This is a genomic window from Planobispora longispora, from assembly GCF_016863135.1.
Lineage (GTDB): Bacteria > Actinomycetota > Actinomycetes > Streptosporangiales > Streptosporangiaceae > Planobispora > Planobispora longispora.
In genome coordinates, this window is sequence record NZ_BOOH01000044.1 from 142,192 (window position 1) to 155,827 (window position 13,636).

Below are 13,636 nucleotides of genomic sequence, written 5' to 3' on the forward strand. Positions count from 1 at the left end.
GAACCGCGCCCACGGGCCGGAGCCGGAAACCGCACCCGTGGGCCAGGAGCCGCCCTCGTGAATCGAACCAGGAGCTGAACCCGTGAATCCCTTCGACGACCCCGACGGCACGTTCCTCGTCCTGGCCAACGACGAGGAGCAGCATTCCATCTGGCCGTCGTTCGCCGAGGTCCCGCAGGGCTGGGCGGTCCGCTTCGGCCCCGAGGTCCGCGCCGCCTGCCTGGCCTACGTCTCCGCGCACTGGACCGACCTGCGGCCCCGGAGCCTGACCCGATGAGCGGGGCCACCCCCGTCCGGGAATCTCTCCAGACCGGCGACCCCGGCCCAGCGGGAACGGGTCCGGCGGAAGCCCGGTCGTCCGCGCGCTGGGCCGTGCTGACCGTCTACGTGGTCGCCATGTGCATGAACGGGCTGGACGCGACGATCGTCAACCCGGCCCTGTTCGTCATCGCCGCCGACCTCGGGGTGACCCCGGCCGCCTCCAACCTGGTGGAGGGGGCGTTCCTGGCCACCCTCGCGGTGGTCATGCCGGTCGCCGGGTGGTTGTGCGACCGGTACGGCGCGGCGCGGGTCTTCCTCGGTGCGCTGGCGCTGTTCACGGCCGCCTCGGCGCCGTGCGGGATCGCCTGGAACCTGGAGTCCCTGGTGGCGTTCCGGGTGGTGCAGGGCATCGGCGGCGGGGTGCTGACCCCCGCCGGGATGACGATGCTCTTCACCGCCTACCCACCCGAGGAGCGCATGCGGCTCTCGCGCTACATCGTGGTGCCGACCGCCCTCGCGCCCGTGCTCGGCCCGGTCCTGGGCGGACTGCTGGCCGAGCACCTCTCCTGGCGATGGGCGTTCCTCATCAACGTCCCCTTCGGACTGGCGGCGGTGCTCCTGGGGCTCGCGGCCGTGGGCGGCCTGCGGGCCGTACCCGGCGTGGCCCCGGAATCCCCCGCAACCGGCCGGTCCGGCCTGGCCGGGCTGCTGGCCCTGTGGGTGCTGGCCGACCGCGGTTTCCTCCGCGGCACCGCCACGGCGTCCCTCGCCGCGGCGGGCCTGATGGGCATGTTGTTCGCCTTCCCGCTGATGTACCAGGACGCGCTGGGCGCCTCGGCGGCGGACGCCGGGCTGGTGGTCTTCCCGGAGGCGCTGGGGCTGATGGCCGCCGGGTTCCTGGTCGACCGTACCTGCGCCCGGTGGGGTGAGCGCCGGGTGACCACGCTCGGCCTGCTCGGCGGCACGGCCCTGTTCGCCGTGCTCGCCCTGACCGCTCCCGGCCCGTGGACGCTGAGGGCGGTCATGTTCTCGGTGGGCCTGGTCCTCGGCCAGGCGGTCACGGCGGTCCAGGTGTCGGCGTTCACAAGCGTCGGCCCGGAGGTGATGGGCCGGGCCATGACCCTGTTCCAGTCGCTGCGCATGCTCGCCGGCGCGCTCGGCGTGGGCGCCTGCGGCCTGATCCTCCCCCTCGGCTACCCGGCCGCCCTCCTGCTGTCCGCCGCCTTCCTCCTGGCCGCCTTCCTGACCTCGGTCCTGATCACACCCAGGCGATCAGATAGAGCGCGGCGAAGGGGATGACCGGGAGGACGCGCCACGGCAGGGGGAGGCGGGGCGTGGTGACCAGGGCGGCGAACGGGTAGGCGATCGCGCCGCTGAGCACGATCAGTGTTATGGGATCACCGACCCCGGTCTCGGCGAGGCGCCAGACGGGCATCAGGAAGACGGGAGCCGCCAGCGCGACGGTCCAGGCCGGGCGCACCCGGAGCAGGTGCAGCAGCGGCCAGGCGAGGACGATCGCCGCCAGGCCCCCCACCCACGCGTGACCGATGACCTGCAGGCATCCGAAGTGCCCGCACTGCTCGGGTTCCGGGAGGAGGGCGACCGCCGCGAACACCCCCGCCAGAACGATGAACGGAAGGATTATCCCGGCCAGGCCCGCGAAGACCATGCGCTCGGCGGGCCTCTCGTGCGCCGAGGACGTTCCCGCCTTCATCTGGGCCACCTAGAAATGGTGACCCAGATGAAGATTGTTCCCCTATAGGGAAATATCGATCTTAATCGAACCGGTACGGCGGCCTCCGCGCCGAGATGACCGTGCGTCGATACGGACGCACCCGCGAACTTCCCCCCCGCCGGGACCATCCAACAGGTATCGGACGCGAGCCGCGCGGTCTGCCGCCGTGGAGGTCGATGCCATGCCCATCGCCGACTTAGTGATCGTTGAGGCGTTCGTCATCGCAGCGATCATCGTTGCCGTGGTCGTCGGTGTCCTGTTCGAATGGCTCTCCGGGCGAGAGGACGCCCATCTCCACTCCCCTCCGCACCCGATCGGTGGTTCCACCGGTGACACGAGGGATTCCAACGACGGAGACGGGGACAGCTGCGGATGCGGCGACGGCGGCGACGCCTGACTCCCCGGATCCCCGGTTCTCCCCGGTCCTGCCCTACCGCCGGGGTCTCGGGCCGGAAGGCGGGCCTCAGGCCCGCCGGCGATCAGTGATCTCCTGCGGCCGTCTCGTCGAACAGGTCGTGCACGGTCCGGGCGGTCACCGCACGGGCCGCCCAGGACTCCAGCCGGGCCAGGTCGGTGCAGGCAGTGATCCGGTCCCGGACCTCGTCCGGCACCTCCAGACCGCGAGTGGCCAGCACCAGCAGCACCATCCGGGCCGCTTCCCGCACCCCACCCTTCGTCTCGCCTTCCGCTCTACCTTCCGCTCTGCCTTCCTCCCGACCGCGGCCGTAGTGCTCACGGGCGAAAGGACTGTAGACGGGCCATGATGTGGACGTCATGATCTCCTCCAGGAGGCGCCGCACGTCGGGCGCGGACATGCCGTAAGCGTATTCATAGTACTTCGGAGCGTGATCGTCGGGCAGATCCGCCAGCGCTGCGGCGAACGCCTCGACGACCTTGCGCTCACGGCCGTGCACCATCACCGCCAAGGTCGCCAGCTCCGGCTGGGCCGCGGCCTGGTGCGCATCGGTGATGGCCGGGATGGCGTCCGGCCCCAGCACGCATGCCTGCAGCCGGTAGCCGGGCAGGCCGGAGTCGATTGGCCGGGCGTAGTAGGCGGCCGTGCGGACATCGGGACAGACCACCAGGACGGTGACCGCGCAGCGCAGCTGCAGCCAGAACGCAGCGGCGTATCGGGCCAGCTGGCGGGGATCTTTGGAGGTGTCCTTCTGGATCTCGACGACGATGGCGTGGGCCGGGGCCTGGGGCGGGCCCAGGACGAGGACCAGGTCGGCCTCGAGGTCGTCGGAGGGCCGGGTGTTGAACGTCGAGTTCTCCTCCCGGACCAGCGTCGTGGTGGGCAGGTCATGTCCCAGCAGGTCACGGAGGAGCTCCACGGCCAGCTGCGGACGGTCGCGGAACAGGTCGATGAGCGAGTCATGCTGGGGGGACGGCATGACAACTCACTGTAATACATCGAACACTTGTAGCAACCGAATTTGCGGGCGAGTCGACGCCTACCAAGCAGCAGGGGCAGACCAGGGATGCCGGAAGCGCCGCCGCCTTGCCGTACGGCTGGACTCTCCCACCGTGGGAGACCTCATGCTGCTTCCAGTGGCCTTCAGTGGTTGATCATGAAGGTGTCAGGGACCGTGTGGCCGTTCGCCGCGTCGGTGTGAGGAGAGGGACGCATGACCATCGTGAAGGACGTCGAGACCCGCGGCATGCACCACTGCGAGACGACGGCGCTGGGAGTGCTGTTGCGGCATGAGGGGCTTGATCTGTCCGAGCCCATGCTGTTCGGGCTGGGCTCGGGCCTGTCCTTCGTCTATTGGGACAGCAGGGGCATGGCGGTCCCCTTTCTCGGGGGTCGCGTCAAGCCTTTCGCCCTCACCGGGAACCTGGCCGCCAGGCTGGGGCTGACATTGACGGTCGAGGAGACCGCCTCACCGCGCAAGGCGTGGGAGAACGTGGCCGCCCCCATCGACGCCGGCCGCCCGGTCGGCCTCCAGCTCGACTGCTACCACCTGGAGTATTTCCGGTCCAAGGTGCACTTCGGCGGTCATGTCGTCGCCATGTACGGCTACGACGAGCGCGACGCCTACCTCGTGGACACCGACCAGCAGGGAGGAGCGGTACGCACCAGCCGGGACAGCCTCGCCATGGCGCGGGCCGAACGCGGGCCGATGACCGCCAGGAACCGCTCCTTCACCATCACCCTGCCGGCCCGCCCGCCCTCCTGGCGGGACCAGATCATCCCCGCCATCAGAGACTGCGCCGAGGCCTTCCTCGCCGCTCCCATCGCGAACCTGGGCCACCGCGGCATCGGGAAGGCGGGCGAGAAGGTGCCCGGGTGGCTGCTCCGCGCCGGTGATCCGCGGCAGGATCTGCCGCAGGCCGCCCTCCTCATGGAGAAAGGCGGCACCGGCGGCGCCCTGTTCCGCGCCCTCTATCGCGACTTCCTCGACGAGTGCACCCGCCTGATCGACGACGGCGACCTCCGTACCGGTCACCGGTTGTACGCCGAGGCCGCCGTCCTGTGGACGGACGTGGCCGCCTTGATCACGAAGGCCGGAGAGAGCGGCGACGCGAGACACCTGGAACAGGCCGGCGCCATCCTCCGCGATCTCTCGCGCATCGAGAAGGAGGCCATGCAGGCGCTGCGCCGGTTGTGAGCTCCGGCTCCGGGGAACGCGGCGCCAGTGGCCGGAGGGAATCCCGCCCTCCGGCCACCCGGCCGGAAATCACGATCTCGCCGGATCGGCGGCGGTCCAGGCGAGGAGGACGGCGGCGTCGAGGAGGGCGCGGTCGGCGGCCGGGGTGACCGCCGCCGCGGCGAAGGCGGGATCGTGCGGTACGGCCCCGCCCGCGCCGATGTCGAGCATCGGGTGGATGGCCCGGACCGCGTGGGAGACGTTGGCCATGTCGGTCATCGCGAACGGCTCGCGCTCGACCGGGGCGGGGCGGCCGAGGGCGGCGGCGTTGGCCGCGTACAGCCCGGCCAGGCCCTCGTCGTCGCGGAAGTCGAGGTAGTCGGGTTCCGGGCGGGTCAGCTTCAGCTCGCAGCCGGTCGCCACGGCCGCGCCCCGGAAGCACGCCTCCACCCGCTCGCGCAGCTCCGCGAGGTCCTCGGCCCGCGCGGCTCTGATCTCGTAGCCCGCCGCGGACCGGGCCGGGATGACGTTGGGAGCCCCGCCCGCCGCCGTGACGACCCCGTGGACGTGCCAGTCGCGAGGGAGCTGCTGGCGGAGCAGCCCGATCGCGACCTGGGCCAGCGTCATCGCGTCGGCGGCGTTGCGGCCCTCGTGCGGGGCGAGGGTGGCGTGGGCGGGGCGGCCGAGGTACTCCACGTCCAGGGTTCCCAGGGCGAACGAGCGGAACCGCACGGTCTCGAACGGCCCCGGGTGGACCGTCATCGCCGCGTCCACGCCGTCGAAGACGCCCGCCTCCAGCAGCAGCGCCTCGCCCCCGCCGCGCTCCTCGGCGGGGGTGCCGACCACCTTCACGGTCAGGCCCAGCTCATCGGCGAACGGTGCCAGCGCCAGACCCGCCCCGGCGGAGGCGGCGGCGATGACGTTGTGCCCGCAGGCGTGGCCCAGCCCGGGGAGCGCGTCGTACTCGGCGCAGAACGCCACGGTCACCGGGCCGGAGCCGTACGAGGCCGAGAACGCGGTCGGCAGGCCGCCCGCTCCCGCCTCCGCGCCGGCGGCCCGCGTCACAGCCACCCCGCGGCCAGCCCGGTGAGCCCGCCGGCCAGGCCGCCGAGCCAGCAGGCCGGGTCGTGGCCGCCCCGGTACTCGGTGAAGGTCACCTCGTATCCCTTGGCCGCCAGCATCTCGGCGAAGCGGCGGTTCTCCGCCAGGAGCATCCACTCCAGCCGCCCGGCCTCCACGTGGAAGCGGACCGGGAGCCGGGGAGAGCGCTCATACCGCCGGGTCAGCCACTCCGGGTCCTCGTCGCTCCACCAGTAGGAGCCGGACTGCGACAGCACGTTGCCGAAGCGCTCCGGGGCGACCAGCGCCGCGTAGGAGGAGGTGAGCCCGCCGAAGCTCTGCCCCGCGACGACGGTCAGCTCCGGGTCCTCCGTCACCCGCCACTCGCGTACGGCCCAGGGCAGCAGCTCGTCGGCCAGGTGCCGGACGAACGGCTCGTGGCAGGCCATCTCCCTCAGGCGGGTCGGCCGGTCCACCGCGTCGGGCAGCAGCACGACCATCGGCGGGATCCGGCCCTCCACGATCAGGTTGTCCATCGTCGGCGCGATCCGCCCGGCCCACACGTCCCCGTCGAGCAGGACCATCACCGGGTACGGCCCGGCAGCGCCGTCTCCGGGGCCGTTCCCGGAGCCGTCGCCGGGGTCGTGCCCGGGCGGCGTGTAGACCCAGACCCGCCGCCCCGCGACCTCGCTCTCGCAGACCCTGCCCTCGGGGACGCCGGGCCGCCGGTCCCGGTACGGCTGCGCGGGCGCGCCGGGCAGCTCCAGCAGGGAGGAGGGGTTGCGGCCGTGGCTGCCGGGGACCCGGACGGGGTTGCCGGGGTCGGGGAGCGCGGTCGTCATGACGCGGAGCCAGGAGTCGCGGTCGGTGCCGGGGACCTCCGTACAGGGCAGGATCTGGTAGCTGGCCCGCAGGTCCGCCTCCAGCTCGTAGGTCAGCCGGAGCACGTCGTCGCCCGGCGTCCGGCGCATCACGTGGGCGCTGATGTCACCCGCGTGCCGGTCCCGGTCGGTCAGCGTGTTGATCAGGACGACGGCCTTCTCGTCCTCGTTCCGGGCCCGCCACAGGAACGTGACCCGGTGCCTGCCCGGCGTCGCGGCGGGCTCGATCAGCGGGGTGACCTGGTTCTCCAGTTCTGCTGAGTTCTCCAGACCCAATGGCATTTCGTGATCTCCAACCTGGTCGAGTGACATCTCATGACCTCCGGTCCGACAGGAGGGTCCACAGCAGGAAGGGGCCGCCCAGGATGCTCGTCACGACGCCCGCCGGGATCTCCCCGCCGGAGGCGATGACGCGGCCGACCGTGTCGGCGGCCACGACGAGCGCGGCGCCGGTGAGCGGCGCCCCGACGAGCGGGAGCCGCGCGGATCCGGACAGGCGGGCGGCGAGGACGGGGGCGGCCAGCGCGACGAACGCGATGGGCCCGCCGATGCCGATCGCGAGCCCGGCCAGGACGACGGCCAGGGCGAGGACGGCCGACCGGGTCGTCCGGGGGTTCGTCCCGAGCCCGACGCCGACGTCCTCGCTGAAGCGCAGGACGGCCAGCCGCCGGGAGACGGCCAGCGCCGCGGGGAGCAGCACGGCGAGCCCGACGGCGACGGGCAGGGCCACCGGGTAGCCGCGCCCGGCGAGACTGCCGACGCTCCAGGAGTGGATGGCCGTGGCCGCGCTGAGGCCGTTCCAGGCCAGGGCCGACTGGGTCACCGCCCCGGCCAGGGTGGTGACCGCCAGGCCCGTGACGATGAACCGGTAGCCCTGGGTGCCTGTCCCGCCGGAGATCGCGAAGACCGCCACGGCCGCGACGAGGGCGCCGAGCGGCCCGGTCCACCAGTGCTCGAAGAGCGTCGCGGTGGACGAGAGCAGCCCGGCGGACATGATGGCGATGACGGCGCCCTGGTTGACGCCGAGCATGTCGGGGGTGGCCAGCCGGTTGCGGGCCAGCGCCTGGGTCAGGCAGCCGGACAGCCCCAGCGCGGCGCCCGCCGCCAGTCCCGCGACGACCCTGGGCAGCCGGATCTCCTGGACGAGCATGATCTGCCCGCCGGTGCCGATCCCGCGCAGCGCCTCCAGGGCCTGGCCCGCCGTCATGGCGGACTGCCCGGCCAGGATCGCCGCCAGCCCGGCCGCGCAGGCGAGGGCGGCGAGCGCGGCGGCGGCCAGGGAGGAGCGGACCGGGACGAGGGCGGAGCAGGCGCCGAGCCGTACCGGAAACGTGTCGGACGGACGGGGCCGGAACCGGTCCCTCGCGAGGAGCGCGCGGCTCCCCCGGCCGCGCCTGGTCTTCTCCGCGAACAGGTCGCCCGCCCCCGCGGCGACCGCGCGGGAGCGGGCGACCGCGATGAGCACGGGCCCGCCGACGATGGCGATCAGCAGCGAGACCGGGGCCTCGTACGGGCGCATGACCACCCGGGCGAGCACGTCCGCGCCGAGCAGCACGATGGCTCCGGCCAGCCCGGACAGCACGATCCGCGGGCCGACCCGGTCGCCGGGCACCGTCTTGGCCAGATGGCCCGCGAGCAGTCCGAGGAAGCCGATCGGCCCGGCCACCGCCACGGCGGCGGCGCTGAGCAGCGTGACCGCCACGGTCACCGCGACCCGGGTACGGCCCGGCCGGTGGCCCAGGGCGACGGCCACGTCGTCGCCGAGGGAGAGCGCGGCCAGCGGGCGGGCCGCGAGGGCCGCCATGACCAGCCCGGCCAGGATCGCCGGGGCGACCGCCAGGACCCGGTCCATCGGGATTCCGGCGAGCGAGCCGAGCACCCAGAACCGGTACTGGTCGAAGGTGCCGGGGTCGGCGACCAGCAGGGCCGAGGTGATCCCGGTGAGCGTCGCCGAGAGCGCCGCGCCCGCCAGGATCAGTTTGAGCGAGGAGAACCGGGAGCCGATCAGCAGCACGACGCCCGTGGTGAGGAGCGCGCCGCCGAGCGCCCACGCCAGGTAGGCGCCTCCCGTCTGCGCGCCCGTCCACACGATGCCCAGGACGACGCCGAGCGCGGCCCCCGAGTTCACCCCGAGCAGGCCCGTCTCGGCGAGCGGGTTGCGGGTGACGGCCTGCAGCAGCATGCCGGAGACGCCGAGGGCCGCGCCCACCACGATGGCGGCGAGTGTCCGCGGCAGCCGGAGCGTGGTGACCACCATCTCCAGGTGGGCGTCGCCGGTGGCACCCAGCAGATAGTCCACGACCTGCTCCGGACTGATCCGGCCCGCACCGGTCAGCATCGAGGTCGCGAGGAGGGCGACGAGCCCGGCGGTGCCCAGCCCGAACACCAGAGGGGGGTGCCGGAGTTGCGTAAACATAAGGTAAGGCTAACCTAATGAAGGAAAGCCTTACCTAACCTGCTCGGGAGTGCCAATGTCCCCCCTCCGCAGAGTCGGCGGCCTGTTCGCCGCCGCTCTCGCCGCCCTGACCGTCGCAGCGTGCGGCGCCTCGTCCACGGACTCGTCCGCGACGTCTTCGGCGGCGCCCGCAGCCGCCCCCTCGTCGGCGGCTCCGGCCGCCGCCACCCGCGAGGTCAAGGACGCGACCGGCACCCTGATCAAGGTTCCCGCCGAGCCCAAGCGCGTGGTCACGCTCACCCAGGAGGACCTCGACGCCGCCATCGCCCTCGGCGTCACCCCCGTGGGCATCACCAACGGCCAGGGAATCGACACGCCCCCGGCGTACCTGGCCGACAAGGTCCAGGGCATCCCCGTGGTCGGCAACCTGCTCCAGCCGGTGATCGACAAGGTCGTCGAGGTCCAGCCCGACCTGATCCTCGCCGGCGACATGCAGGACCAGCAGATCCTCGACCAGCTCCGCAAGATCACCCCCGCGACGGTCGTCACGATGGCCCCCACCGACGACTGGAAGCTGTCGTTCATGGGCATCGCCAACACGCTGAACAAGCTCGACGTCGCCAAGCGGGTCCTGGCCGACTACGACGCCGAGATCGCCGAGGCCAAGGGCAAGGTGAAGCCCGCCGAGGTGAGCATCGTGCGCTGGAACCCCCAGGGCCCGAGCTGGATGGAGAAGCGGCAGTTCGCCAGCTTCGTCGCCACCGACCTCGGCCTCACCCGCCCCAAGGCCCAGGACAAGGACGGCACCGCCCACTCCATGCCGCTCAGCCTGGAGGCGCTGGCCGACATCGACGGCGAGTGGCTGTTCCTGTCCACCCTCACGGCCGACGGCGAGAAGGCCCTCGACGACGTGAAGAAGACCCCGGCGTTCAAGGAACTGAAGGCCGTCAAGGACGACCACGTGGTCTCCGTGGACGGCTCGGTCTGGAGCACCCGCGGCGCCCCGCTCGCCGCCCAGATCGTCCTCGACGACCTGGTCAAGGCCCTGACCGGCTGACACGGCACCTGGCCGGCCGACACAGCACGAAGAGACCGCCGATCCGAGAGGTCGCCGGCACCGCGAGGTGTCCGGCGGCCTCTCTGCGTATCGCCCCGGAGCCGCCCCCTATCCCACGACGCCGCCCCGCATCATCCGGCGGCACTGCACGACGATCGGCACCCCTGGCGGCGCTTGAGCCCCGGCCGGCAGGCCCTGCTCGTGCTCGTCCGCCTACCCAAAGGCGAGACGTTCGCCGAGATCGCCGCCGGGTTCGGCGTCTCCACGGCCGGTGCGGCGGGTCCGCCTATGGTCGTACCTTCCTTCTGGAAGTCGTACGCCCCGGATCGCCTTTTCAGCCGAAGCGCCCGCGGCCGGGCGCCGGAAAGATCCTCGGCATGACGACCTCCGTTCTTCCCCCGGCCGATCCCGCCCGCCGGGAACCGGCCCCCGTGCGCCGGGTCGTTCTCGGCACCGCCGCCGTGACGCTCGTCCCCGTCGTGCTGGCCGCGGCCGGCCTGCTGCACCCGCACCACCTGACGCAGGACACCGCCGGCCGGTGGATCGCCTTGCATCTGCTGCTCCTGCCGGTGTTCCCCCTGCTGGCGGGGTCGCTGCTGTTCCTCCTGCGAGGGCTGGAGGGGCCCTGGGTGACGGTCGCGCGGGCGGGATCCTATCTATACGCGATCTTCTATACGGCCCTCGACGCGATCGCGGGGGTCGCCTACGGCACTTTGCTCGCCAACGTCGACGACCCCGCGTCCCTGACCCGTGCCGGTACGGCCATCGACGTGACCGGCGGGGCGCTCGGGCTGATCGGATCGTCGGGTTTCCTGCTGGCCGCGATCGCGACGACCGTCGCCCTGGCCGCGCACTGCGGCGCCCGGCGCGTGGCCGCCGGCGGCACGGTCCTGATCGCCGCCTCCGTCCTCTGGCTGGGCAGCCACATCTACTGGCCCGAAGGCGTGGTCACCGTACTGTGCCTGGGCCTGGGAGCCGCGCTGCTCGCCGTCGCACGGGAGAGCGCGCCGCGTCCGGCCGCCCCACAGGCCTGAACCCCACCCGCCTCACGGTTGCGGACCGGGCGGCTTCACGGGTCCGGCGTCCGCCCGGGCAGCCGGAGGACATCGCCGACATCGTGGCCTTCCTCGCCTCCGACGACGCCCGCTGGGTGACCGGCAGAGTGATCGACGCGACAGGCGGCGCCGGCCTGTGAGCCGCACCGGGGCCGCCGGACCTCCCGGCGGAACGCCGGCTCCGCTCCTGCCGGGCCGCGCGCACTCACCCTGAGGGAAACACCCGAGCGGGAAATGCGCAGCGGAAAATCCGCCGCCTGTCACAGGGAACGGCGCCGCAGCCCGTTTTCAAGGCTGCCCCGTCAATGCTCTCCCTTCCCCCGATCCGCGATGCGGAACGGGGGCATACGGCAGAACACGCATTCGTCCAAGACGACGGAATCACCTTGGACGAATGCACGTCACCATCGGAAACGGGGCACCGGTCAGGCATTCTCCTCCCGGGGGAACCGGCCGACCGACCGCAGCATCTGAAGGAGCGTGGTCGGCGAATAGGTGACACCATTGCCGCCGGCCGCCAGTATTTCGTCCTCTCTGGCGAGAGTGCGGCGGGATCCGTAGACGAACAGCGGCCGGTCGTCCCCCCTCCCTCGCATTTCCCGAGCCAGGTCGAGGCCCGCGTCCCGGTTGTAGAAGCCGTCCTCCTCCCTGCTCATGTCCGATATCACAGCGTCGAACGGCACCGTCGCCCCGCGCAGGGCGGCCATGCCCTCACCGGTGGAGAGCGCGCGGATCACCTCCACACCCAGGGCCTCCAGCTGCGCCACCTCGTACGCGTTGTTGGCCGGGACGTCGTCCACCCAGAGCACTCTTCGCAGGTAACGATCGGGCAATGCCTCCGGTTCCTCCGGAGGGGCGGAGGCGAGTCTTCCCTGAATAACCGCGGTGGATTCCAGCAGCTTCTCCGATATCTCCTGAACCGTTAGTTCGGCCCCTCCTATGTTGACGGTGAACCCTCTCGACCGCGCGATCTCCTTGATCACCGGGAACAGCCTCCACACCACTATTCCGACAATCAGCGGCCACGCGAGTGCGGCAATGGCGTTGATTAGCTCAGCGATGTCCTTCACAGTCCCCTCGATTCGGACCAACGGCCAGCGAGGTGATCCATCCTAATCGCTCAAAGCGCATCACGTACGGAGCCGCGGACACGGAAAAATCCGTTTCCCGGCGACTTTCTCCGATCCCTCGCGAGAAAGCGTCTCGTGCGCTTCCGGCGGATCGGGCCGATCGGGTCCCCGCGCCGGGCGGGTGTCTCAGCCGATGAGGCCGGGAGCCGCCTCCCCGGTGAAGGTGATCACGATGTCCCCGCCGTCGGCGTAGCCGACCACGGGCCGCCGGAGCGTCTCCCCCGCCCTGCGGGCGACCCCCTGCAACGGTTCCACCGTCTCCGGGGTGTCGGCGGTCACCCGGAACCGTCCCTTCGTGACGAGCATCTCGGCGGTGACGGCGCGGAGAGGCGGAAATAGGGATGCCGGAACCGGGGGCGCGTCCCTACCCTCGGCCCCATGCACCACGAACCTGTCCTGCTGAACGTCATCGATGTGGAAGCCACCTGCTGGACCGGACAGCCCCCGCCCGGCCACGTGAACGAGATCATCGAGATTGGTCTCACGGTCGTGGACGTGTCGGCACGGCGCCGTGTATCCCGGCACCGTGTCCTGGTTCGACCTACCCGGTCGACGGTGAGCGACTTCTGCACCGAACTGACCGGATTGACGCAAGCCGAGGTGGAGCGGGGCGTCACCTTCGCCGAGGCCTGCCGGATCCTGGTCGAGGAGTACGGGGCCGGGGAGCGCCCCTGGGCGAGCTGGGGCGACTACGACCGTCGGCAATTCGCCCGGCAGAGTCAGGCCGACGGAGTGCCCTACCCGTTCGGCTATCCGGCGGAGCGTACCCACACCAACGCCAAGGCCGTGTTCGCCGCGGCCTACGGGCTGCGCAAGAGACCCGGCATGGACCATGCCCTGCAGATCGCCGGGCTGCCGCTCGAGGGACGCCATCACCGCGGCGAGGACGACGCGTGGAACATCGCCGCACTCGTCCTCGATCTGCTGGACCGCGGGGCATGGCCGGTCACGGCCACAGTCGACTAGGAGCTGTCCGGGTTCTCCGGACCCCGGACAGCTCCTAGACGCGATCGCGCAGCGCGTTCTCCAGCGCGCGGAGCGAGGGGATCGCGTGCAGGAGGGTCTCCTGGTGCTCGGCCGCCAGGTCGTTCAGGGCCTCGTGCAGCAGGCCCGCCCTCGCCTCCTCCATGAGCCGGGCGTTCTCGACGGCCTGCGGGGTGGGCCGGACGCGGGTGGCGCGCCGGTCCATCGGGTCGCTCTCGCGCGTGACCAGGCCGGCGGCGGTCAGGTGGCGCAACGCCGCGCTGACGTTGCTCGGCTGCATCCTGAGCTCGGCGGCGATCTGACCGGGGCTCACCCCGGGCCTGCGGACCACCAGCCGGACGATGTCGGTCTCCGTCTCCGGCAGGGGCGCGACGCCCGCGATGCGCCTGCCCGCGCGGACGAGGTCCCGGTTGAGGTCGCGCAGGACGGACCCGAGCGCCCGGAGGGCGGACGTCTCTTCCATGGCCCCATGGTACGTTATTTATGTA

15 protein-coding genes and 1 pseudogene are annotated in these 13,636 nt (G+C 71.9%); 8 read left to right on the forward strand and 8 right to left on the reverse strand.

Going from position 1 to position 13,636, the window contains the following annotated elements; translation table 11 throughout:
- Window positions 1-82 precede the first annotated feature (82 nt).
- Together Plo01_RS26390 and Plo01_RS26395 are read left to right on the forward strand one after the other, a co-directional pair.
- Window positions 83-277 (forward strand): MbtH family protein, encoded by a 195-nt coding sequence (locus Plo01_RS26390; RefSeq protein ID WP_203893383.1) that lies wholly within the window; start codon window positions 83-85, stop codon window positions 275-277.
- Window positions 274-1,560, forward strand: coding sequence for an MFS transporter (locus Plo01_RS26395; protein ID WP_203893384.1), 1,287 nt, complete (start codon window positions 274-276; stop codon window positions 1,558-1,560). Before Plo01_RS26390 ends, Plo01_RS26395 begins: the two co-directional genes overlap by 4 nt.
- On the opposite strand, the gene Plo01_RS26400 is transcribed toward Plo01_RS26395, so the two are convergent.
- Window positions 1,520-1,984 carry a hypothetical protein gene (locus Plo01_RS26400; RefSeq protein ID WP_203893385.1) on the reverse strand — a complete coding sequence of 155 codons (465 nt, stop codon included), beginning with the start codon at window positions 1,982-1,984 and terminating at the stop codon, window positions 1,520-1,522. The genes Plo01_RS26395 and Plo01_RS26400 overlap by 41 nt on opposite strands.
- Before the next feature lie 193 nt (window positions 1,985-2,177).
- On the opposite strand from Plo01_RS26400, the gene Plo01_RS26405 reads away from it, so the two are divergent.
- On the forward strand, window positions 2,178-2,393 hold the full coding sequence (locus Plo01_RS26405; RefSeq protein ID WP_203893386.1) for a hypothetical protein: 216 nt from the start codon (window positions 2,178-2,180) through the stop codon (window positions 2,391-2,393).
- 82 nt (window positions 2,394-2,475) lie between these two features.
- Here Plo01_RS26405 and Plo01_RS26410 read toward each other — a convergent pair whose 3' ends face one another.
- Window positions 2,476-3,390, reverse strand: a complete 915-nt coding sequence (locus Plo01_RS26410) for an RpnC/YadD family protein (RefSeq protein WP_239317098.1) — start codon at window positions 3,388-3,390, stop codon at window positions 2,476-2,478.
- A gap of 234 nt (window positions 3,391-3,624) precedes the next feature.
- On the opposite strand from Plo01_RS26410, the gene Plo01_RS26415 reads away from it, so the two are divergent.
- A complete protein-coding gene (locus Plo01_RS26415) occupies window positions 3,625-4,608 on the forward strand; it encodes a BtrH N-terminal domain-containing protein (protein ID WP_203893387.1) in 984 nt (327 codons plus the stop codon).
- A 69-nt stretch (window positions 4,609-4,677) separates the two neighbouring features.
- Here Plo01_RS26415 and Plo01_RS26420 read toward each other — a convergent pair whose 3' ends face one another.
- Genes Plo01_RS26420 through Plo01_RS26430 form a run of 3 tightly spaced genes read right to left on the reverse strand, consistent with a single transcriptional unit; the run spans window position 4,678 to window position 8,943 of the window.
- Complete coding sequence (locus Plo01_RS26420) at window positions 4,678-5,652, reverse strand: amidohydrolase (protein ID WP_203893388.1); 975 nt, start codon at window positions 5,650-5,652, stop codon at window positions 4,678-4,680.
- The gene (fes, locus tag Plo01_RS26425) at window positions 5,649-6,809 is read right to left on the reverse strand and encodes an enterochelin esterase (protein ID WP_203893389.1); all 1,161 of its coding nucleotides are present in this window, start codon (window positions 6,807-6,809) and stop codon (window positions 5,649-5,651) included. Before fes ends, Plo01_RS26420 begins: the two co-directional genes overlap by 4 nt.
- 31 nt (window positions 6,810-6,840) lie before the next feature.
- Entirely contained in the window at window positions 6,841-8,943 is a 2,103-nt protein-coding gene (locus Plo01_RS26430; protein ID WP_203893390.1) for an iron chelate uptake ABC transporter family permease subunit, read from the reverse strand.
- 55 nt (window positions 8,944-8,998) lie between these two features.
- On the opposite strand from Plo01_RS26430, the gene Plo01_RS26435 reads away from it, so the two are divergent.
- The 3 genes and pseudogenes from Plo01_RS26435 (at window position 8,999) to Plo01_RS26445 (ending at window position 11,013) form a co-directional block, all read left to right on the forward strand.
- Window positions 8,999-9,979, forward strand: coding sequence for an ABC transporter substrate-binding protein (locus Plo01_RS26435; RefSeq protein WP_203893391.1), 981 nt, complete (start codon window positions 8,999-9,001; stop codon window positions 9,977-9,979).
- 165 nt (window positions 9,980-10,144) lie between these two features.
- Window positions 10,145-10,249: pseudogene (locus Plo01_RS26440) on the forward strand (transposase family protein); the annotation flags it as partial.
- Between the two features lie 107 nt (window positions 10,250-10,356).
- A complete protein-coding gene (locus tag Plo01_RS26445) occupies window positions 10,357-11,013 on the forward strand; it encodes a hypothetical protein (RefSeq protein ID WP_239317100.1) in 657 nt (218 codons plus the stop codon).
- 446 nt (window positions 11,014-11,459) lie between these two features.
- On the opposite strand, the gene Plo01_RS26450 is transcribed toward Plo01_RS26445, so the two are convergent.
- Together Plo01_RS26450 and Plo01_RS26455 are read right to left on the reverse strand one after the other, a co-directional pair.
- Window positions 11,460-12,104 carry a response regulator gene (locus tag Plo01_RS26450; RefSeq protein ID WP_203893392.1) on the reverse strand — a complete coding sequence of 215 codons (645 nt, stop codon included), beginning with the start codon at window positions 12,102-12,104 and terminating at the stop codon, window positions 11,460-11,462.
- Window positions 12,105-12,290: 186 nt separating this feature from the next.
- Window positions 12,291-12,470 carry a hypothetical protein gene (locus Plo01_RS26455; protein ID WP_203893393.1) on the reverse strand — a complete coding sequence of 60 codons (180 nt, stop codon included), beginning with the start codon at window positions 12,468-12,470 and terminating at the stop codon, window positions 12,291-12,293.
- 72 nt (window positions 12,471-12,542) lie between these two features.
- Here Plo01_RS26455 and Plo01_RS26460 point away from each other — a divergent pair, with 72 nt between their 5' ends.
- Window positions 12,543-13,130 (forward strand): 3'-5' exonuclease, encoded by a 588-nt coding sequence (locus Plo01_RS26460; protein ID WP_203893394.1) that lies wholly within the window; start codon window positions 12,543-12,545, stop codon window positions 13,128-13,130.
- Window positions 13,131-13,164: 34 nt separating this feature from the next.
- On the opposite strand, the gene Plo01_RS26465 is transcribed toward Plo01_RS26460, so the two are convergent.
- Window positions 13,165-13,611 carry a MarR family winged helix-turn-helix transcriptional regulator gene (locus Plo01_RS26465; protein ID WP_203893395.1) on the reverse strand — a complete coding sequence of 149 codons (447 nt, stop codon included), beginning with the start codon at window positions 13,609-13,611 and terminating at the stop codon, window positions 13,165-13,167.
- Window positions 13,612-13,636: the final 25 nt, after the last annotated feature.

Coding starts and splice junctions, on each gene's coding strand:
- Plo01_RS26395 (WP_203893384.1), top strand. CDS start 274: ATGAGCGGGGCCACCCCCGTCCGGGAATCTCTCCAGACCGGCGACCCC.
- Plo01_RS26405 (WP_203893386.1), top strand. CDS start 2,178: ATGCCCATCGCCGACTTAGTGATCGTTGAGGCGTTCGTCATCGCAGCG.
- Plo01_RS26410 (WP_239317098.1), bottom strand. CDS start 3,390: ATGCCGTCCCCCCAGCATGACTCGCTCATCGACCTGTTCCGCGACCGT.
- Plo01_RS26415 (WP_203893387.1), top strand. CDS start 3,625: ATGACCATCGTGAAGGACGTCGAGACCCGCGGCATGCACCACTGCGAG.
- fes (WP_203893389.1), bottom strand. CDS start 6,809: ATGCCATTGGGTCTGGAGAACTCAGCAGAACTGGAGAACCAGGTCACC.
- Plo01_RS26430 (WP_203893390.1), bottom strand. CDS start 8,943: ATGTTTACGCAACTCCGGCACCCCCCTCTGGTGTTCGGGCTGGGCACC.
- Plo01_RS26435 (WP_203893391.1), top strand. CDS start 8,999: ATGTCCCCCCTCCGCAGAGTCGGCGGCCTGTTCGCCGCCGCTCTCGCC.
- Plo01_RS26445 (WP_239317100.1), top strand. CDS start 10,357: ATGACGACCTCCGTTCTTCCCCCGGCCGATCCCGCCCGCCGGGAACCG.
- Plo01_RS26455 (WP_203893393.1), bottom strand. CDS start 12,470: ATGCTCGTCACGAAGGGACGGTTCCGGGTGACCGCCGACACCCCGGAG.
- Plo01_RS26460 (WP_203893394.1), top strand. CDS start 12,543: ATGCACCACGAACCTGTCCTGCTGAACGTCATCGATGTGGAAGCCACC.
- Plo01_RS26465 (WP_203893395.1), bottom strand. CDS start 13,611: ATGGAAGAGACGTCCGCCCTCCGGGCGCTCGGGTCCGTCCTGCGCGAC.